We start from the raw sequence: 21,053 nt of genomic DNA on the forward strand, positions 1-21,053 counted from the left end.
CATAACCTACGCCACCAATGGCACCTGTTGTTCTTAAATTGTGGCTTGTTTTCAGAGGGGCTTAAACTTCAGCGTTAGCTTGGTTACCCGGGGTGGGTCATACACGCTGCTGCGGGTTTCCATTTCAAAACCATCTTCATATACGTTGCGCGGGTAGATATTCCAGCCGCCTGTTTTGGTGCTCGTATCTCGTAGGGCAATGACGTTTTGCTTGGTATAGGCTTCCCACTGAAATTTTTTGGTGTCGGTGGCTCCTTTAAAATGGCCCTCAAAAGTGCCGTCGGGCAAGAACCGTACCCAATCCATGTAGGTATCAAATTCTACCCCGCTGATGTGGGGTACGCTTTTTCCGTCCTTAAAGATGGGGGCTTCGTCCATCAATATCTCCTGAATTTCCCATTTCGGTACGCTCGTGAGGCGGGTTTGGGCCTCCTGTACGTTGTCGGCGGGCCGATGGCAGGCCATGAATAAAAGCAGAAAAAGGAACGAAAAAAGGCGTGAAGTCATGGTTTTTTATGAATTTTGAAAATCATACTCAATACTATAACGGAATCGGCAGTTTGCAAAATGTTACCGCAAATTCTGCCCGTCATTTCGTCAAACAGCCTTTCCTCTTATGAACCGTATCGACCGACTTACCGCCATTTTGATTCAGTTACAATCCAAACGTGTCGTAAAAGCGCAAGAAATTGCCGACCGTTTCGGAATGAGTTTACGCACCGTCTACCGCGACATCCGAGCCTTGGAAGAAGCCGGCGTACCCATCGGGGCCGAGGCGGGCGTGGGTTATTTTTTGGAAGACTACCACCTGCCGCCCGTTATGTTTACCAACGAAGAAGCCAGTGCGCTGCTGTTTGGGGCCAAATTGATTGGAAAAATGGCCGACGAATCGCTGCGTGAAGGGTTTGATTCGGCCTTTTACAAAATCAAATCTGTGCTGAAACGCAACGAAAAAGAACACTTAGAAGACCTAGAATCGCGGGTGGAGGTGCTGGCACGGCAGCGCTCGGAGCCTTTTTCAGTGAATTCCCTCAATGTGATTCAACAGGCCATTGTGCGGCAGCAGGTACTGGGGATTGATTACCTTACCAATTTTCACAGCCACAGCACGCAGCGCGAAATTGAACCCATCGGTTTGGTGCATTATAGTTCTCACTGGCATTTGATTGCGTATTGTCGGCTGCGGGGCGATTACCGTGATTTTAGGGTCGACCGGATTCAGAACCTGACCAATACAGAGGCGTTTTTTCCGAAACAAAACTTACTTACCCTGCAAGCCTACCTTGACCGCCTGCGCGTGGAGGAGCATCTCGAAGAAGTGACCATTTGGGTGCACAAAGGAGCGGCGATGTTTATGCAGGAGCAACGCTATACATGGGGATTCCTTTCCGAAGAAGTGCATGACAAATACGTTAAGATGACGTTTATGACGCAATTTTTTGAAGGAATGGGCCGTTGGCTGCTGACGTTTGGTAAGCACGTTAGCGTAGAAAGCCCCCTAAAAATGAAAGACATGATGCACACCTTGGCCCTCGAAATTCAGGAGCATTATCTTTCCTGAAACCCTACTGACATACGGTTGTCACTAACGGGTTGTACCTTTGTTGAAGTTAAATAATCAGTCATTTTAAACAACTTTAAACAAAACACAACCATGGCAACAGTCAATCCGTATTTGAATTTTTTGGGAAACACAGAAGAGGCGTTTAACTTTTACAAATCGGTTTTTGGGGGAGAATTTGTCGGACTCCAGCGTTTTAAAGATACCCCAGAGGCGGATAAATTATCAGCCGCTGATCAGGACAAAATCATGCATGTGGCCTTGCCGATTGGCAGCAATACGATTCTGATGGGAACCGACGCCCTCGAATCTATGGGGCATACGCTTACGCTGGGCAACAATCTGTCGTTGGCCATCGGGGCTGAAAGCAAGGAGGAAGCCGAAAAAATCTTTCATGGATTGGCCGAAGGTGGCGAAGTTGAAATGCCGCTTCAAGATACCTTCTGGGGAGCCTACTTCGGAATGACCGCCGATAAATTTGGCATCAAATGGATGGTGAACTTTGACTATCCGCAAAACTAAACAACTACCCATACAGCCATGAATATCAAAGAATCAAAACCTTACAATGCCCTGGTTTTTCGCGTCAAAACCACCCTTCCAGAATTATCAAACCACGTGGCTCACGTGGCCAAAAGCCTCTACCGCGAAGCGGTGCGCCTCGATTTGATGGTTACGGGGGGCGTTCACTGGAATTATTATGGTATTGACGGACAGCCAGATACAAAATTTCTGTTGGAAATAGCGCTTCCTATTCAAGAAAAAGAAGTGGTTTCGTCGGAGTTTGAGTGGCGGCGTATTGCGGGTTTTAAGTGTGTCTCTGCCGTGTTGGAAGGGCCGTGGGAGCAACTGCCCAAAACCTACGAAAACCTCATTCGTCAACTCCACGCCCAAGGGCTTCACATGACCGATGAGTGCCGGGAGATGTACATCAATATGGATTTTGAAACGCCTGAAAACAACATCACCGAAGTGCAGGTGGGGATTAGGTAAGATTGAAAGCGGAGCATTATTTGGTAAGCGTTAAGCAGAGTATCTGCTTAACGCTTACTTTTTTGTAAATGATACCCCGTCCCATACTTTTCGAAAATGCAGTGGAGGTGGTTTTTTAAACTACGCCATGGCTCGTTCGGCGGCTTTTTGTTCTTTCCAATGTTTCCAGCGGGGGCCAAGCAACTTATTCATCCCCTTGTCGACCACAAAATGCCGGACAATATTTGACACGCCGCGTAGCCGGGTAAACACGCTGTCGTTGGCGCGGAGAGCGATGGAAAAACCACCGTCTACGTACTGGATAAAATGCCAAAAAGTAGAGGGGATAAAAATGGTCTCGCCGTGTTCGAGCACGGTATCCCAGCCCACCGCTTTTTTGAAGGCGGGGAATTTTTCATAATCAGGATGCAAAACATCGACGTGGCTCTGCACCGTAAAAGGATGTTGATACAAAAAACGACTTTGGTCGGGAGCAAACAGTGTTACCCGTTTTCGGGTCTGAAACTGGGTCAAAAAAACCGAAGAGCAGTCGATATCATAGTGCAGTTTTACCACTGCGCCCTGTCCTCCAAAAAACATAAAAGGGTATTCTTTGACGAACCCGGGCATGATGGTCGGCATTCTGACATCGTCGACGAGTTCGGGGACGTGTTGAAAGATGTTGTACAAAAACATCCGTAATTCGGTCGGCCCCGCTTGAATCAAATCCAAGTATTCGGCAAAAGGCATGTGAACTTTGGGACTCATGTAGCCTTTGCCAGCATCATGGAAGTCATTGCCGAAAAGTGGGACTTTTAAGTGCCCGTAATTTTGTTTCAAATACTCAAATGTCCACTTTTGGGTAGCGGGCCAATCGGCCGCAAGGTCGCGAAAAACGACGGGACGAGCGGGCAAAAGGTATTGTTTTCTGAACTCCTCGGGCGTAAGGCCCGAGCGTTTGTCAATCGGCTGTAACTGCATTGTTATTGATGGCTATTAAGTAAATAAAACGATTTTCTAACGTATTGAGTATCTAACAAGTCATACCAACGGTATCACTAAACGTTACTGCTTTTATAAACAGTTTAGGCCGTGTATCCACTTTCTGAAAACGATTTTTTTTTCAAATTTGTGCCGCTAATTGGGATAGAATTGAGAAAAAAAATGGGAGAAATGTTAGAATTATATCCGAAAAAGAAAAAATAATTATAGGCTATTGGTAGGGTAAAAAGTAGTAAAAGGTCATTCTAACAATATAAAATTGGCGTTAAATAAAACATAAAGTTGCAAGATTCGGATGAGTCGTTAAATTTGGGGACGTTTCTGCTTTTTTATCTAAAACTGTAACTCCAAAACTCAAAACATTATGCTCGAAGCTGCTGTACAAACCAAAGTTGACCTATGGCTTAGCGGTAATTATGATGCCGATACCAAGGCTGATATTCAGCAACTGGTTGATAAACAAAATTTTACTGAACTTACTGACTCATTTTATAAAGACTTGGAGTTTGGCACGGGCGGTCTGCGCGGATTGATTGGCATTGGCTCAAACCGCATGAACCAATACACCGTGGGAGCAGCGACGCAGGGATTGGCCAATTATTTGAATAAAACCTTTGTGGGACAAAAAATCAGCGTAGCCATTGCTCACGATTGCCGCATCAAATCGGATGTTTTTGCGCAGGTGACGGCCAATGTTTTTTCGTCAAATGGCATCGATGTTTATCTTTTCAAAGGACTGCGCCCCACGCCAGAATTGAGTTTTGCGGCACGTCTGCTGGGCTGTAAAAGTGGAGTGGTGATTACGGCTTCGCACAATCCAAAAGAATACAACGGCTACAAAGCTTATTGGGATGATGGCTCTCAGGTGGTGGCGCCGCACGATAAAAATATCATTGATGAAGTAAACGCTATTCAGTCCATTGATGATATTAAATTTGGGGGAGATGCTTCCAAAATTCACCTTATCGGTGAAGAAGTGGATGAAAAATACATCAATCAAATCCTTTCGCTTTCGATTTCAAAAGAAGCAATCAAGCGTCAAAAAGACCTTAAAATTGTCTTTACGCCGATTCACGGAACGGGTGTGACGCTGGTGCCGCAGTTGCTCGCCAAAATGGGCTTTGAAAATGTAACGGTGATTGCCGAGCAGGCCGAGCCGCAAGGAAATGGATACTTCCCAACGGTGGTGTACCCCAATCCTGAAGAAGCAGAAGCCATGTCGATGGCCGTAAATCGCGCCAAAGAAATCGACGCTGACCTCGTAATGGGCACCGACCCCGATGCTGACCGCGTAGGAATTGCCGTCAAGAACCACCACGGAGAAATTCAATTGCTGAACGGAAACCAAACGGCTACTTTGCTCATCTATTACCTCTTGCAGGCGTGGAAAGAAGCGGGTAAGTTGACAGGAAAAGAGTTTGTCTGTAAAACCATCGTTACGACCGACCTCATCGACAAAATGGCGGCGGGATACGATGTTAACTGCTACAATACCCTGACTGGATTTAAGTATATTGCGCAGGTAATCAGGGAGTTGGAAGGACAGCAGCAGTTTATCGGCGGCGGTGAAGAAAGCTACGGATACCTCATCGGTGATGCCGTTCGCGACAAAGATGCCATTGCAAGCTGTGCCATGATTGCCGAGCTGACGGCCTACGCCAAAGACAAAGGACTGAGCCTTTTTGATTTGTTGATGGAGGTGTATAAGCAGTTTGGTTTTTACTACGAAGGACTGATTTCATTGACGAAAAAAGGCAAAACGGGCGCCGAAGAAATCCAGCAAATGATGGCCGATTTTCGGGCTAATCCGCCGCAGTCGATTGCGGGCTCCCCCGTTGTTCGGATTGATGATTATAAGTTTTTGAAACGTACCGAAAACGGTACCACGGTCGACATTCCGTCGGGAAGTATGGGGATTGAGTCTTCAAATGTACTGCAATTCTTTACGGCCGATGGCACCAAATTTACGTGCCGTCCTTCGGGTACTGAGCCCAAAATCAAGTTTTACGTGGGAGTAGTTGCCAAGCTAGAACGTAACGAAGACTTTGATGCGGTGTACGAATCGTTGAAACAAAAAGTGAAAAATATCGGCGAAGAACTTCACCTGAAATAGGGGAATTTGATATTTTTTTGAAAAAAGTTTGTAGAAATAAAACAAATTGACGTATATTCACGTTACGTTTGAAGTTCCGAAGATACTTCAGAACTTTTCATCATAGGTTAAGTGTGAGAAAAGCCATTCGCATATAGCGTGATGGCTTTTTTGTTTTACGTCCTCTTCATTATTTTTACAGCTACTTGCCATCCCAGCAGTAGACACGTTAAAATTGTTTTTAACTTTGACTTCCGGTTTTACCCCACTAATGCTTTTCTAATGAGAAAATCCTTTTTTCTGATTTACCTCTTTCCTTTTTTTATGTATGCCCAGGGTGTTGATGCCACCTACGAGCGCGAATACAAGCGCGGAGTGGTGTTGTACAAATCGGGTGATTTTGCCTCTGCCATGAGCGCACTTACCCCATTGACGGCCCGTAAATATACCCACGGTCTGGCACCTTTTGCGCATTATTATTGGTCTTTGGCGGCCCTCAAAACCAATCGGTTGTCGGAAAGCCGTCAGATGTTGATGCAACTGCGGGAGCGTTTTCCTGATTGGAAAAAAATGGATGATGTACGCTACGTGCTGGCTGATGTGTCTTTTCAGGAAAAACAATTTGGAGAAGCATTGGACTACCTAGAGGAAATTTCAACGCCTTCGGTCAAAAAAGAGGCTGAAAATTTAAAGCGCTTTTACGTTAATAAACTACAGGACATTGCCTACCTCAAGAGCCTGAATCGCCAACATCCTGCCGATAAGACGGTGGCGTTGGCGCTGATTGATATGATTCAGCGAACGTCCAATGAAAAATCGGATTTGGAACTGTCTGACCAATTGACCAATCGCTTTGGCGTTGTTTCTTCCAAACCCTCTTCGCCGGTTACTCCCGTACGTCAAAGTAATAACAACCTTCAGAAAGGCTATTATAATGTGGCCGTGGCGCTGCCGTTTCGGCTTAAAGAATTCAGCCCCAACCAGCGGGTGCGCAGTAATCAATTTGCGTATGATATGTACGAAGGAATGAAGTTGGCTAAGGCCAAATTACAGCAGGAGGGCATTTTGGTCAATCTATTTACGTACGATGTCAGCAACGACCCCGAAGAGATGGTCAATGTAGTCAATAACGCCAATTTTGCGCAAACCGACTTGTTGATTGGCCCAGTTTACAATGAACCTGCCAAGCTAGCCGCTGACTATGCTGAAAGTAACAACATATTTTATGTACATCCAACCAGCCTTGCAACTGATATTTTGGTGAATCATGCCAATACTTTATTGTTGCAACCCTCTTTTGAACGTCAGGCGCAACAAAGTTTTGACTTTATGCGCTCGCAGCCTTCGACCAACCGTAAATTGGCCATCTATTACGGAGCTACCCGGCGCGATTCTACCTTGGCGGCCTCCTATAAGGCCAAGGCCACGGAAGCAGGCTATCAAACGATTGATTTTCGCAAAACGCGTGAGCGACTCGACTCAAGCGCTACGATTACGGAAGTAAACAAACCAGGCCACGTGGTGGTTTTTAGCAGTACCGAAACGGATGGAAACAAGGTGCTCAATATGCTTGACAAACGGCGAATCAACGTTCCGCTTTTGGCGAGTTCATTGGCGTTTAACATGCAAAACGTTGTTTCTTCGAACTTAGCAGGACGTGAAGTGTATATTATTGATACTGAGTTTATTGATACTTCTAAGGCGCAGGTAAGAGATTTTCAGACAAACTATCTGACCAAACGAAATACGATTCCGTCGATATATGCCATGCAGGGGTACGATGCGCTTTTGTTTTTTGGCCGTTTGTTGCACAAGTACCGCAATCAAGTGCGCAGCGGACTGGATACGCGGGTTTTTGAGGACGATTACCTGCTTTCAGGATTTAATTATAAGAGTTCAAACGACAACCAAGTTGTGCCCATTGTGAAAATGGACGATATGCGGTGGGTGTTGGCCAACGGGCAATAGAAAATTATATCATCTACATCTATTAAGTAACAAAAACGAATGCAACGTACACAAAGTCAGGACCTTTTTGAAAAAGCAAAACAATACATTCCGGGAGGTGTAAACTCCCCCGTGAGAGCCTTTAGAGCCGTGGGCGGCTCGCCGATTTTCATTAAATCGGCCAAAGGGCCCTATATTTACGACGAAGACGGAAATCAATATTTAGAATTCATCAATTCATGGGGGCCCATGATTTTGGGTCATGCCCACGAACTGATTGAAAAGGCGGTTTCTGACGCCATTCAGAACTCATTTTCTTTTGGTGCGCCTACGCGCAAAGAAGTTGAAATGGCCGAACTGATTGTCGGGATGGTGCCGTCGGTGGAAAAAGTCCGGATGGTCAATTCGGGTACTGAAGCCACGATGTCGGCGATTCGGGTGGCGCGCGGGTACACTGGGCGCGACAAAATCATCAAATTTGAAGGGTGCTACCACGGTCATGGCGATAGCTTTTTGATTTCGGCAGGCAGTGGCGCGGTGACGATGGGCGTGCCCGATAGTCCGGGCGTGACCAAAGGCGTAGCCAACGATACGTTGACGGCTCCGTTCAATGATTTGCCCGCGTTACAACAACTTATGGATGCCAACAAAGGCCAAATTGCCGCTTTGATTTTGGAGCCCGTTGTCGGAAATATGGGTTGTGTATTGCCCAATACGGGCTACTTAGAAGCCATTCGTACGCTGTGTACCAAAGAAGGAATCGTGTTGATTTTTGACGAGGTGATGACGGGTTTTCGGTTGGCCAAAGGCGGTGCACAGGAGCGCTTCGGCATTGTGCCCGACATGACCACGATGGGTAAAATCATCGGCGGCGGTATGCCCGTGGGGGCCTACGGTGGTAAGCGCGAAATCATGGATTGCGTTTCGCCAGCAGGGCCTGTGTATCAGGCGGGTACGCTTTCTGGAAACCCGATTGCGATGTCGGCGGGATTGGCGATGCTGCGTTATTTGGAAGCGCACCCCGAAGTATATACGCGTCTCGACGAAGTGGGAAACACCATCGCCGCTGGGTTTAAAGCATCCCTTCAAAAACTGGGATTGAACTTCACCATCAATCACATTGGGTCGATGTTTACGCTGTTTATGACCGACCAGCCCGTCACGGATTTTACCTCTGCCAAAGCGTCGGATTTGCCGCTGTTCGGTCGCTATTTTCAAGCCATGCTTAAGCGCGGTATTTATTTGGCACCGTCGCAGTTTGAAAGTCTGTTTTTCTCGTATGCCTTGGAAGATGCGCACATTCAGCAGTTGATTGAGGCCAACGAAGAGGCCTTACGGGAGGTGATTTAATTGGATAATAAATTAGGTATGAGCATTGTCAATGCAAATAAAAGTTTTGTTACCGGATTACACATATTCAAAACCTGCCTTTTATTCTGCAAAATGGCATGGTAAACAAGCAGCATGCTCAAGCCGATAGGGAGTATATCAATATCGGCAACCCTTAAATAATAGATGTCCGAAGTATAGCGTCTGTACGAATCGAAGGATACGGTAAAATCGGCGAATATGTGCCTTTTTATTTTACCCCCAAATCCATGATGTTATTTAATATTGTTACGGGTTATCAAGCCCCACTTGTACCTAAGCGAAGTAAAAGTGAAATTCTCGTTATCAGGTGTTTAATTGAAGAGTTGATAAAGTTGCCACAATGGTTTTTTACGGATGGACAGGGAAATGACATGGCTACCAATCACTATAATGATTTAATAAACCTAAATTCAATAGATTGGGAGAGCATTCAACAGAGTAATTTTAGTAAAAGTGATGGCGACTATGACCGCCCTAGGAGGTATCAGGCAGAATTTTTAGTACGCGATGAAGTGCCGTGCCGTAGTATAGAATCATTTCATGTGTATAACGAAGAAGCCGCAGAGTATGTAAACACACTCCTGAGAGTACATAATCTTGACAACCTCTTTGTCCATATTCAGCCCATTTATTTCTTTTAAAATGATAACATTCGAAACTGGTGATTTAATGCAATCAGGGGCGGAAGCCCTCGTAAATACTGTCAATACCGTTGGGGTAATGGGCAAAGGCATTGCGTTGCAGTTTAAGGAAGCCTTTCCCCACAACAACAGGAAATACATGGAGGCTTGTAAAAAAAATGAACTGGTTCCGGGTAGGTTGTTGGCAATTTGGGAGGAAAACCTGCATTTGGGAAAGAAACTTATTGTTAATTTTCCTACCAAAGTGCATTGGCGGTATCCGTCAAAATATGAATACATTGAGAGAGGTCTAGCTGCTTTGAAAGAACTTTTACAAAAAGAAAAGATAAAGAGCATTGCTGTTCCACCGTTGGGTTGTGGTAATGGTGGCTTGGAATGGAGCAAAGTAAAGCCCATGATTATATCTTCACTTGCCGAACTGGACCTTGAAGTGATTATTTATGAGCCGAACGAAGCCATTAAAGAAATTCTTCAAAAGCAGCAAGCCAAGAAATCAGTTCATCTGACTCCCGCACGAGCGGCCCTCCTGTACACACTGTTTGCTTTCGAGAGTATGGGCGAGTACAGCAGTTTGTTTGCCGCCAATAAATTAGCTTATTTTCTACAACGAAAAGGACAAAAATTAAATCTCGACTTTAAGCCTTATCATTATGGCCCTTATGCCATTGGGGTGGAAAAAGTCCTGTACCACCTCAACGGAGTTTACCTGAAAGGAATGGAACAGGGACAGGTCAAACCCTTCGAACCCCTGAAACTAAACTATGAAAAATGGCAGGAGGTAAACGAGTATGTGAATAAACAACTTACGTTTGAAGAAGCGCAGCGGGTCAAAGAATTAATCCATTTTTTATCGGGCTATACTTCGGAACTTTCGCTGGAAATTTTGGCAACGGTTGATTACATTCTTGTTCAAAATCCTAAGTATTCATTAGATGAGGTAATGACCGCCATTTCTTCATGGAATATGCGTAAGAAAGAACTTTTCAAGCGAGAGTATGTGAAGGCATCCTATGATTACCTGAATCAGTACAAAATGGATATATTTTAGTAAAATAACTTTTCTGGTTGGCCCAAATAGAAAAAAATAGAAAAAACAGTCTCTAAAATTTCCGAATCACATACACTCCCGTACACAAAAGCACTACCCCTATCAATCGTTGCCAACTGATGGGGTGAAGCGGGGCGCCGAGTAGCCCAAATTGGTCAATCACCATGGCGGCGATTACCTGCCCCATCAACACCAAAACGGTTACGTTTCCGATGCCCAGCTTCGGTGCCAGCCAAACAACGAGCAAAACGTAGGTGCCGCCCAAAATACCACCGATATAGCTCCACTTGGGAGGGGCGGCAAAATGCGTCATGTTGGGAACGGTTTGACGTGATAATATTATGTAGGCAGATAGCCCAATGACGGCTACTATAAAGATGGTAAGCGCTGAAAAATAGGGGTTTTGGAGGCCTTTGCCCAAGGCCGAATTCATGGCACTTTGGAACGGAATCAACACGCCCGCCGTAATGGCAAGCATAATGTAGAGAATAGAGTTGTTCATTTTCACTTGTCTGAAAGTAACGTTTTTGCGATAACTTAAATGTAGTAATAAATCAAAGGTAAAACTCAATAGCGTCCCTGAAAGATTTTATCAAAAGTATGTCTTTAGGTTAATAAGAACCATTTAAAACGCCTATTTACAAGAACACCCCTGTTAGCTGCCAACCAACAGGGGTGTTCTTGTAAAATAAGTGTACGTATCGCGCTTCAAAAATCGCTTCTTAATTCATTCCTATCGTAAATCCGTACTTTCCTTTTTGGGCCAATGGTTTGTTGGTCAAGATGATACGTTGTACGGGGTGGTTGTCCCATTTGGTTTTGAAACTGACGTATTCCATGCCGTCGGTAGACGGTAAGTCGGTAGAAATGCTCCAAAGTTTAGGATCATATTGCAGCGTAACGGTTTGGTTTTTCCACGTCTTGAAGACGACTTTTCCAGGCGTAGCGGTGTCGATGTCGCAAACGGTCATAAATACCTGCTGCAACGAATTGGGCTTTTGATTCAGCGCGTAATCGTCGTTGATTTCTACCGTGTTTTTGGCGCGGTTCAGCTTGACGGTACGGTTCCAAGCCGCAATACCAGCGGCTTTGTCGTAGCTCGGCGCAATGTTCATGCTCAACGATGATTCTTTGTCGTTGACGGTACTTTTTACATTGGTGGCTTCGTAGCTGCGGCCAGCGATTTGTCCTAAGCCGTTGATGATGGGCAAGTTATGGTACTGCGATTGCGTAAACCACAGCTCGTAGCGCTTAGACGAAAAGGTGCGGGCTGTGTAATTTCCGCGCCCTGCGTCGATGATGACCGGCTCTCCGTTGGCATAGAGCAGAAAATCACCCACGTCGTTGTGGTTGTGGCTTTCGGCATTGTGGCCGCCGTGGGTCGCCATATAAAAACCGTTGTCAGCGCGAGTGGTCAGCACTTGAATGTCATTAAACCATGCGTTTCTTACGGGCTCGTAGCTGTTTTTAGCGGGTTCAATGTTCTTGAAAGTCAGTAGGTTTTGAATTTTACGCATCCGATGAAAGCCGTTGTTGGAAATGGCCGTTGGGTATTTCTCAATGGCCCACTTGCCGAATTGTTTCAATTGCGGGTCGTTGATTTTTTGCCCAAAACGATACAACATGATGCCGTCGGGTTTGAGTTTTGGGTCGGCGTCGGCGAAGTTGACAAAGTAATCATTGGAAATATGGGTTTTGTATACGTACGACGCCATTTTCTGAATCAATGGTTCGTTGTAAATTGCCACCTTGTTTTTTGTGGCTTCGTCGAGCAATTCTAGGCAGTCAAACACGCAAGCCCCCGCCGCAAACCAATAACTCGGCCCTTCGTCGCAGCCACCGTCTTCGCCTAGTCCGTTTAGGTACAAATCCAATCCTAGCATGGCGCCATGCAGCGATTCCGCACGACGGGCTTCGTCTTTTTCGAGCAGCAGCGCTGCCGTCATCCAGTTGGACATAATCCACGGATTCCAGTTGTTGACGGCATTTTTTTTGCTCATCCAGCCATAACGGTCGGGATTTTTGAGCATCGGAATAAAGAGCCGTTGGTTGGTTTCGTGGTAAATGCGCTTTCTGATGAGCTTGTTGATTTTATCAAGTTTATCACCCACAAAATAGTCGGTTAATGCCAAAACGGACGCGGTTTCGGCGGCAAAAAGATCGACGATGTTATCTTCTACATTGGGCAAACCTGTGCCGCTGATGTGAGCGGGGACACCCCAAAAACTTTCTTCACAGATGGACCAAACACCATTGAGAATGGCTTCTGTAAAACGACCCTTGTCTTCAATGCTTTCGGCCAACACCAAATCAATCAAAGCGTTACGTTTGCTAAAAGAGATTTTACTATGACGCTCGCGGTCGCCGGAGCGTACAAAGTCGAGCGAAAGCGTGGCCGATATGGGTTCAAATTTATAATCCAACAGGGCTTCTCCTGTCTTGATGGTGCGCACAATGACGGAGTCGGGGAGGGCGGCTTTCCACTCGCCAACGGTTTTGGGATAAGGCTTGAATTGATTTTGCGGAATCAAGGATTGTTTGACGACTTCCAAGGCGTATTTATTCCCTAAAATGTTGCGCTGGGTGACTTGGGCGTAGCCTTGCATCAGCCCCCATTGGCTAAATAAAACAATCGTGAGGATAACAAGTTTTTTCATGTTGGGATAGAGGTTTGTGAATAATCTAATGCATTCATTCAATGTAAAGAAGGCAAAGGTGAGACCCTGATACTTGAATTTGGCGGGAAATAATGAATTGACTTTCCCCGACTGGGCGTCCCCGACTAGGCGTTTGTTTTTTAAATTTGAAAAGTCTGCAAAAATGCCCTTGTGGTGGGGTTCCTCTGGGGGTTAATCTAAAAAAAGAGTCCGCCATAAGTAAAAACCTGTAATTAGCCGTTTTACTTAATCTACAACTGTTTATTTTTGATTCTCTCTAACACATATAACGTTCAATAACCCATGCATTTAAATAAACAGGCTAAGATTCAACTCTCGGCATCGCTTGGAGTCGCCTTTCTGGTGGTTTCATGTATGAAAATGCCGCGCAGCAGCCAACCCGTGATGATCAAGGAAGACCCCGCAAAGGCGTTGGCTAACGCTCGGGAAATTCGCGAGAAAACGGCCATAAAACTGGCCGATGGGCTGCAAATGAGCCTTTGGGCGTCTGATTCGCTCGCCCCCGACCCCGTAGCGATGTCTATCGACGACAAGGGACGCGTGTACCTCAACCGCACCAATCGCCAAAAAAACTCGGAGTTCGATATTCGTGGGCACCGCGACTGGATGACTGAATCCATCGGTCTGCAAACCGTGGAAGACCGTCGGGCGTTTTTGCGAAAAACCTTCGCTCCTGAGCGCTCCGCCGAAAATTCGTGGTTGGCCGACCTCAACGAAGATGGCTCGCACGATTGGCGTGATTTGGCCGTGGAAAAAGACGAAATCTGGCGCTTGGAAGATACCAACAACGACGGAATCGCGGATGTTTCGCTCCGTATATTGGAAGACTTTTACGAAGAAGTTACCGACGTAGCGGGTGGAATGTTGGTGCGCGCCAAGGATATGTTTGTAGGGATAGCCCCCGATTTGTGGCGACTCGAAGACCGCAACGGTGACGGCATCATTGACAAAAAAACTTCGATTAGCCACGGCTACGGGGTCCACATCGGTTTTGGTGGACACGGTATGTCAGGCGTTATTGAAGGACCTGACGGCCGTATTTATTGGAATATCGGAGACATTGGGGCCAACATCACCGCTCCCGATGGAAAGAAACATGAGCATCCCAACTCGGGTATCATTGCGCGCTCCAACCCCGACGGCAGCGATTTTGAGATTTTTGCCCACGGCCTGCGCAACACCCACGAGTTTGTGTTTGACGAGTACGGAAACCTGATTTCTTCCGACAACGACGGCGACCACCCTGGCGAAAGTGAGCGATTGGTTCACGTCGTGGAAGGTTCCGATGCGGGTTGGCGTTCCAACTGGCAGTACGGAAAATACACCGATCCCAAAAACAACAAATACAAGGTGTGGATGGACGAAAAGCTATTTAAGCCTCGTTGGGACGGGCAGGCGGCCTACATCATTCCGCCCATAATGAACTACCACAACGGCCCCACGGGCATGGTTTACAATCCCGGTACGGCTTTGGGTTCAGATTGGAAAAAGAAGTTTTTCTTGGTGGAGTTTGTGGGTACACCTACGCGCTCGCACATTTGGTCATTTGGCCTCAAACCCAAAGGTGCGTCGTTTGAATTGGATGGTGAAAAAGACATTGTCAGCGGTATTTTGCCCACGGGTATTAAATTTGGTCCCGACGGTGCGCTGTACGTAGCCGACTGGATTAACGGCTGGGATACCAAAAATTACGGTCGCGTATGGAAACTCGACGTAACCAAAGAAAAGAATGATTTGGCGGCGGTGCGTCAGGAAACCAAACGCCTGATTCAGCTAGATTACGCTTCGCAAAGTGAGGATATGCTGTATTCGCTATTGTCGAATGTGGATATGCGGATTCGTCAAAAGGCGCAGTTTGAATTGGTGAGCCGGGGCGCAAAAGGGGCACCGATGTTGACCAAAGCCATTGACCAAACCCAAAGTCAGTTGGCACGGATACATGGCATTTGGGGCGTGGGGCAATTGGCCCGCGTCAACAAAGCCAATGCGTTGACATTGTTACCTTTGTTGAAAGACAAAGACCCCGAAATCATTACGCAGGCGGCCAAAATGCTCGGAGATGCTCGCATCGCTACGGCGGGTAGTGAGCTGATTCCGTTGCTCAAAAACACGAGCCCACGCGTTCGTTTTTATGCCGCTGAGGCCTTGGGACGCATTGCCTACGCTGATGCCGTAACGCCGCTGATTGAGATGATTGCGGCCAACAATGACGAAGACGTGTACATCCGTCACGCGGGCGTGTTGGCGTTGTCGAGAATCGGGAAAGCAGAGCCGATGGTCGCCTTGGCCAATAACCCAAGCAAAGCCCTGCGTACGGCGGCGGTATTGGTGCTAAGACGGATGAAAAATGATAACATAGCGTTGTTTCTCAACGACAAAGACGAATACATTGTGGCCGAAGCCGCGCGCGGTATCAACGACGACCTCTCGATTCCGGGAGCGCTGCCTGCGTTGGCCGCGAAATTGCAGGATAAAAGCATTACGTCTGACGTGATTCTGCGCCGTGCCATCAACGCCGCCTTGCGCGTGGGTACCGACAAAGAATTGGATATGTTGGTGGCTTTTGCTACCCGCACCGACATTAAAGATGATGTAAAAGCGGAAGCCTTGGCCACTTTGGGTACGTGGGCGAATCCGTCGGTACTCGACCGCGTGGATGGTCGCTACCGTGGCAAAATCGAACGCGACCCCGATGGCGTACGGACCAAAGTTACGCCGCATGTCGCTAATTTTCTGAAAGAGAAAAATTCCGAATCGCTGATTGCCGTCGCAGGTTTGCTGGCTGATTTGAAAATTACGAGCGCCAACGCGCAATTGGCTGAACTTTACGACGCCACAACTGACCCCAAAGTAAAAGCCGCGATTTTGCCCGCGCTGAATCAACTAAGCTACGCCCAAATGGACGCCCTCATCAAGAAAGGCATGGACGACAAAGACGAAAGCGTGCGTACCGTGGCGTTGGGATTGTTGGACAATAAAAACGTAACCAAAGAAAGCCTACCCGCTATCGTGAGTTCTATCTTTACCAAAGGCACGGTGCGTGAGCAGCAAAAGATGCTGGAAGTGTTGGGTAAAATGGAAGCCGACAAAACGCAGGTGATTTTGGGCGATTTGATTGACCAATTGGCCGCCAAAAAACTCTCACCCAACCTCTCACTGGAATTGAAAGAAGCCGTAGATGCCTCGGGTGTAGCGACCTTAAAAACCAAAATGGCGTCGCTCAAACCCAATGCTTCGGCCTTGGATGAATACGCTGAAACGATGTACGGTGGCAACCGTTTTCAGGGCCGCAACATCTTCAACACCAACTCCACCGCTCAATGCGTGCGCTGCCATGCGGTGGGTGGTACGGGCGGTGCGGTAGGCCCCTCGCTGACGCACATTGGCGATGTGCTTACCCGTGAGCAGCTGTTGCAGGCGCTCGTGGAGCCAAGTGCGCGCATTGCGCCGGGCTTCGGTTCAGTTTCGATCACGCTCAAAGACGGGCAGGTGGTCAACGGTACGTTGGCCAAAGAAACCGCCGAGGAGCTAACCATCAATACCTCCGACGCCGAGCCGTTGGTGATTCCCGTGGCGCGCATCACCAAACGTGAAAACATGCCCTCAGGTATGCCGCCGATGGGCTCATTGCTTTCCAAAAGAGAGATTCGGGATGTAATCGAGTACTTAGCGAATTTGAAAAAGTAGGACGGAGACGTTATTCGTTCAAAATTGTAACCGCCGCAGGCCTGGGCTTTGCGGCGGTTTTTTTGTGTTTTGTAAGTGTAAGTATCTCTAAAAATAGGACAGTTCAAAATTAGAAAAATTTAATTAGTTTTAGACTGATATGAAAAAGACGGCAGCGGCCGACCGTAAAATTCACCAAGACACAAATTGTCTCTATCCTTAAAGAACAGGAAGGCTGCGGTGTATTGGTGCAGGTAGAGTTGATTTATCGGGTAAACGCAGCGGGCCGCCTGATGGCAAGCTATGAAGAGGGTTTTAAAGCGGGGTGAAATTGGGATAAGGTTTCAGTGGAGTTGACCAGATAAATTTCAATATATTTGTGTACAAATAGACAATTATTATGCTTGAGCGCATCACTATCGACCCTTCAATATGTCATGGAAAGCCAACGATTCGTCGTTCACGGCTTTTAGTTGCCACCGTTTTGGAACTGTTGGCAAGTGGGATGACACAAAGTGAAATATTGGAAGATTACCCAAATTTAGAGATTGAAGATATTCAGGCTTGTTTGGAGTATGCAGCCTTGTTGGCGCATTTTCGTACCTACCCAATCGCGGCATGAAGTTTCTGATTGATGAGCAATTGCCTATCCTACTTTCCGATTGGTTAGCAGAGAAAGGGTACCCATAATGTTATTGAGGTAAGTCGAAATTATATAAAAATCTGGTACTAATCAGTATTGACTTTTTTGAACTAACCGCCACAGAGATAAGGCTTTGCGGCGGTTTTTTGTTTGGATGCTATGACTTCATGATTGCAATGCCTTATCCGTGTTTCGTCAGAATCCGTGTCATCCGTGTCCCATTTAACGACAATAATGGAACACGGATGAGACGGACGGTTGGCCGCTGCCATTTTCAAGCACGGATTTATACGGATTTTTTCAGTTTTTTTTTGTCATTGTCGAATAGTTTGCGGCGGAGTTCTGGCTTTTTGCCGAAGTTTAGGAGGAGTCCTACTTCAATATTAGTGGCTCGTAGGTAGTTTACTAATTGATTTTCAAAGGCAACTACAATACCTTCGGCGGCTTTTAGCTCTAAAATAATGGCATCGTTTACGGTCAAATCGGAGTAATATTCGCCTACTTCATAGCCTTTGAAATGTACTTTTATTTGTTTCTGGGCTTCCACTTTAAAGCCTCTACTTTTGAGTTCTAAATACAGGGCGTTTTGATATACTTTCTCCAAAAATCCAAAGCCCAATTCGTTGTAAACGTCATAAAATACTTTGATAATTTGCTCCGTCAGTTCGTTATGTTTTGTTTCCTTCAGCATAAAATAAAACTTTAAAAATCCGTGTTGCTTGCATCCGTGCCATCCGTGTTCCATTTAACGACAATAATGGAACACGGATGACACGGATTTAGACGGATTTAATTACTGCACGCCACATTGGCCCCAATCTTTGCCTCAAAATACTTATCCATGCCCCTTGCCTCAAAGCCCGGGTTTAGTGTTATCGAATTGGGCGCTTTGAAATCTATGGCACCGGCAGGAGCTAAGATTTTGGCAGTGGAAGTGATAGTCTGAATGGCACCGCCTGCGTAGGTGGGTGAGTCTATGGTACCCGTGATGCTGCTGTTATTGACCTGTGAGGGCGTATTGCCCAAAAACTCATAAGCCCCCATATCTGCTGTGCCATTGAAATTTCTTGGATTACGGTCTAAATCTAAGGGATTGATGCCTGCATTATCTCCTGCACCGATGGCTTTGCTGCACCATTTGAGGCGATAATTTCCTGCATCACTCTTCACCGTATTTGCTACCGGACTTACAAACTGTGGATTGGTAGTACCCACCAAATTGCCATTGGCAGTGCCGGTTTCGCCTTGTATTAAGCTGTTGGTGAAAGTATTAGTTGTAGCCGCTTGCATGGTATTTGAAATTCCACCATTAGCATTGTCTTTTATGATAGTGTTCTTTATTTTATTAACAAAAGGGGTAGGACTAAAATCGGCAGTAATGGATATTCCATTACTACCATTTGAAGCGATAGTGCAATTGATAATATTTAAATCCGAATAGTAATTTATAAAAGAAATTCCGTGATGCCCATTATTAGCAATCAAGCAATTTTGATAATTTGAAGTCTCACCTAAATCGTCATATATTCCATGGCCATTGTTTCCTGTTATTATGCAATTTGCGACTATTTTTCTTGAATCTCTAAAATTTAAGCCCACTTCATTATCTGCTATTCTGCAATTATTTATTTTGCAGGTTACGGAGTTGCTATATATACCAGCATGACGCCCCCCAATGACTTTAAATCCATCAAAAACAACGTCATTGCCAATATTTACAACGAAAAAAGAATTATCATTTCGATTTGAGGTAGAAACAAAAGGGGTGTCATTGCTTCCTAAATCGCCTGAAAGGGTAGTTTCATTAGTGCTATTTATCAATGCCAAATTGCGTTCGTTGATGCTTTTTTCAGTTCCCGCAAAACCACCGTAAATTCTCATCCCCGATAGGATATTGAAATTATCATTGATATCGTTTGTGGTAGAAGATTTGTAAGCTGAGGTACCTTTGGCTACATAAATTTCAAAAAGATCGTTGCAGGTATTAGCTGTTAGGGCAGATTGTAGGCTGGAAAAGGCATTTGCCCAAGAGCTACCATTTTTGTTGCCAATATTAGGTGTATTATTCACATATTTCACCTGCCCCGTTACAAAATTGGAAGCATCACCTGTTTTAGCAAAGTTGTTTAATGTACCGTTATTGGCACTGTTTGAGGCTTCGTTTATTTGGCTAATGAGGGTATTTGTGCCATGCGGTACGCCATTGCTGAAATTATAAGCAGCTTGTAAATTGGTAGAATTGGGGGTTTTGCAAAAGCGTTCGTCGGCTATTTGTGTGGCGGTTTTGGCAACATTCCAAATGCGTACTTCGTCTATTTCACCTTTGAAATACCTCCCTTGCACACCCCTCACCCCAATGTATAAGGGTGAATTGTTAGTGGTAGTTGCATTTGTATTATCAGTTGTACTGCCTTGCAAAATGCCATCTATATACAAACTCATGGTTTTAGGGCTGCCGGAGGCTACTGTCATGGCTACATGATGCCATTGGCCATCATTTATTTTGGCAGTTGACATAATATTAGGGCCATTTGTGCCATCGTATCTGGCAATTTGTACTTTTCCGTTGTTAGCTCCTGCGGTTTGATTCAAATAACGCATAACAAACGGATAGCCACCGGTTCCATCCCATTTTTCAAGAAAGTCATTGTCTTGCTGCCCAATATCTGTTTGCGTAGCGTCAGGCTTTACCCAACAAGTTACGGTAAATTCTTGATTGGCGGCAAAGTTGCCAACATTATTTGGTATCGAAACATAATCATTAACGCCATCCAAATGGAGGGCTACGTTTTGGGGTGTATTGTCGCCTGCCATAATTCCCGCAAGTGAAACTAAGGCGGCAGGGCTTGGAGCAGTTGGAAAAGCAGCGGTGATCGAAACAATGTATTCGTTTTCGTTGCCGGTAACATTAAACCCTACAAAAGCACCACTATTAAAGCCCCCCGTTTGAGTAGCAGTGTTTCCCAAATTTGTGGTGGCTGTTAGTTGTATGTCATCAAGCGTAACATTGATACCACCTGCATTAAGTGCCACCGGTTGGCAGGAAAATTTCCTTACATTATTTCCATTAAACTTTATAGAAATAGAGGTATTGGTGGTATTGGTAGAAATAGCGTTTAAGATATTTTTTATTCCACCCGTGGCAGATACCACGTAGCTAAAATCATTTTGAGGAGAAGGTCCTGAAACTACGTAAGGGTTTGCCTGTACGCCATTAAGGAAGGTTTGTTGCGTAAAAGAATAGCCACCAATGCCATAAAAAGTGTTTCTCTGAGCAAAGTTGAAGGCCACAATTTGTGCCTGTGCTGCCCACGAGCAAGTGATGAGTAGGAAAAGGAATGAGATTTTCATGGGTTTTAGCCTGTTATTTTAATGAAATTTAGGCAATATTTTTAAAATCCGTGCTTGAAAATGGCAGCGGCCAACCGTCCG

General features: G+C 45.8%; 15 protein-coding genes and 1 pseudogene. 10 read left to right on the top strand and 6 right to left on the bottom strand.

The window, feature by feature from the left end:
• Positions 1 to 51 precede the first annotated feature (51 nt).
• Positions 52 to 507: a hypothetical protein gene (locus DVG78_RS12195; protein WP_114461351.1), complete on the bottom strand. Its 456-nt coding sequence runs from the start codon at positions 505 to 507 to the stop codon at positions 52 to 54.
• A 109-nt stretch (positions 508 to 616) separates the two neighbouring features.
• Here DVG78_RS12195 and DVG78_RS12200 point away from each other — a divergent pair, with 109 nt between their 5' ends.
• From DVG78_RS12200 to DVG78_RS12210, 3 genes are all read left to right on the top strand, one after another.
• On the top strand, positions 617 to 1,561 hold the full coding sequence (locus DVG78_RS12200) for a helix-turn-helix transcriptional regulator (RefSeq protein WP_114461352.1): 945 nt from the start codon (positions 617 to 619) through the stop codon (positions 1,559 to 1,561).
• Positions 1,562 to 1,654: 93 nt separating this feature from the next.
• On the top strand, positions 1,655 to 2,083 hold the full coding sequence (locus DVG78_RS12205; protein WP_114461353.1) for a VOC family protein: 429 nt from the start codon (positions 1,655 to 1,657) through the stop codon (positions 2,081 to 2,083).
• A gap of 18 nt (positions 2,084 to 2,101) precedes the next feature.
• The gene (locus tag DVG78_RS12210) at positions 2,102 to 2,554 is read left to right on the top strand and encodes a GyrI-like domain-containing protein (RefSeq protein WP_114461354.1); all 453 of its coding nucleotides are present in this window, start codon (positions 2,102 to 2,104) and stop codon (positions 2,552 to 2,554) included.
• 120 nt (positions 2,555 to 2,674) lie between these two features.
• On the opposite strand, the gene DVG78_RS12215 is transcribed toward DVG78_RS12210, so the two are convergent.
• A complete protein-coding gene (locus tag DVG78_RS12215) occupies positions 2,675 to 3,514 on the bottom strand; it encodes a cupin-like domain-containing protein (protein WP_114461355.1) in 840 nt (279 codons plus the stop codon).
• Positions 3,515 to 3,899: 385 nt separating this feature from the next.
• Here DVG78_RS12215 and DVG78_RS12220 point away from each other — a divergent pair, with 385 nt between their 5' ends.
• From DVG78_RS12220 to darG, 5 genes and pseudogenes are all read left to right on the top strand, one after another.
• Entirely contained in the window at positions 3,900 to 5,648 is a 1,749-nt protein-coding gene (locus DVG78_RS12220) for a phospho-sugar mutase (RefSeq protein WP_114461356.1), read from the top strand.
• Positions 5,649 to 5,909: 261 nt separating this feature from the next.
• Positions 5,910 to 7,595, top strand: a complete 1,686-nt coding sequence (locus DVG78_RS12225) for an ABC transporter substrate-binding protein (RefSeq protein ID WP_158550016.1) — start codon at positions 5,910 to 5,912, stop codon at positions 7,593 to 7,595.
• Positions 7,596 to 7,634: 39 nt separating this feature from the next.
• A complete protein-coding gene (gene hemL, locus DVG78_RS12230; RefSeq protein ID WP_114461358.1) occupies positions 7,635 to 8,924 on the top strand; it encodes a glutamate-1-semialdehyde 2,1-aminomutase in 1,290 nt (429 codons plus the stop codon).
• Between the two features lie 56 nt (positions 8,925 to 8,980).
• Positions 8,981 to 9,586, top strand: a pseudogene (gene darT / locus DVG78_RS12240) (type II toxin-antitoxin system toxin DNA ADP-ribosyl transferase DarT).
• Position 9,587: 1 nt separating this feature from the next.
• Positions 9,588 to 10,634 carry a type II toxin-antitoxin system antitoxin DNA ADP-ribosyl glycohydrolase DarG gene (darG, locus tag DVG78_RS12245; protein ID WP_114461360.1) on the top strand — a complete coding sequence of 349 codons (1,047 nt, stop codon included), beginning with the start codon at positions 9,588 to 9,590 and terminating at the stop codon, positions 10,632 to 10,634.
• Between the two features lie 52 nt (positions 10,635 to 10,686).
• On the opposite strand, the gene DVG78_RS12250 is transcribed toward darG, so the two are convergent.
• Together DVG78_RS12250 and DVG78_RS12255 are read right to left on the bottom strand one after the other, a co-directional pair.
• Complete coding sequence (locus DVG78_RS12250) at positions 10,687 to 11,136, bottom strand: DMT family transporter (RefSeq protein ID WP_147277066.1); 450 nt, start codon at positions 11,134 to 11,136, stop codon at positions 10,687 to 10,689.
• 220 nt (positions 11,137 to 11,356) lie between these two features.
• Complete coding sequence (locus DVG78_RS12255) at positions 11,357 to 13,291, bottom strand: heparinase II/III domain-containing protein (RefSeq protein ID WP_114461362.1); 1,935 nt, start codon at positions 13,289 to 13,291, stop codon at positions 11,357 to 11,359.
• A 303-nt stretch (positions 13,292 to 13,594) separates the two neighbouring features.
• Between DVG78_RS12255 and DVG78_RS12260 the strand changes: the two genes are divergently transcribed.
• Both DVG78_RS12260 and DVG78_RS12265 read left to right on the top strand, forming a co-directional pair.
• Entirely contained in the window at positions 13,595 to 16,999 is a 3,405-nt protein-coding gene (locus DVG78_RS12260; protein WP_114461363.1) for a DUF7133 domain-containing protein, read from the top strand.
• Between the two features lie 379 nt (positions 17,000 to 17,378).
• Entirely contained in the window at positions 17,379 to 17,600 is a 222-nt protein-coding gene (locus DVG78_RS12265) for a DUF433 domain-containing protein (protein ID WP_199563239.1), read from the top strand.
• Positions 17,601 to 17,907: 307 nt separating this feature from the next.
• Here DVG78_RS12265 and DVG78_RS12270 read toward each other — a convergent pair whose 3' ends face one another.
• Together DVG78_RS12270 and DVG78_RS12275 are read right to left on the bottom strand one after the other, a co-directional pair.
• Positions 17,908 to 18,312, bottom strand: coding sequence for a GxxExxY protein (locus DVG78_RS12270; protein WP_114461365.1), 405 nt, complete (start codon positions 18,310 to 18,312; stop codon positions 17,908 to 17,910).
• Between the two features lie 98 nt (positions 18,313 to 18,410).
• Positions 18,411 to 20,774 carry a LamG-like jellyroll fold domain-containing protein gene (locus DVG78_RS12275; RefSeq protein ID WP_158550017.1) on the bottom strand — a complete coding sequence of 788 codons (2,364 nt, stop codon included), beginning with the start codon at positions 20,772 to 20,774 and terminating at the stop codon, positions 18,411 to 18,413.
• Between the last annotated feature and the right edge of the window lie 279 nt (positions 20,775 to 21,053).

Origin of the sequence: Runella aurantiaca, assembly GCF_003339505.1 — a bacterium.
In the GTDB taxonomy this organism is placed as follows: Bacteria; Bacteroidota; Bacteroidia; order Cytophagales; family Spirosomataceae; genus Runella; species Runella aurantiaca.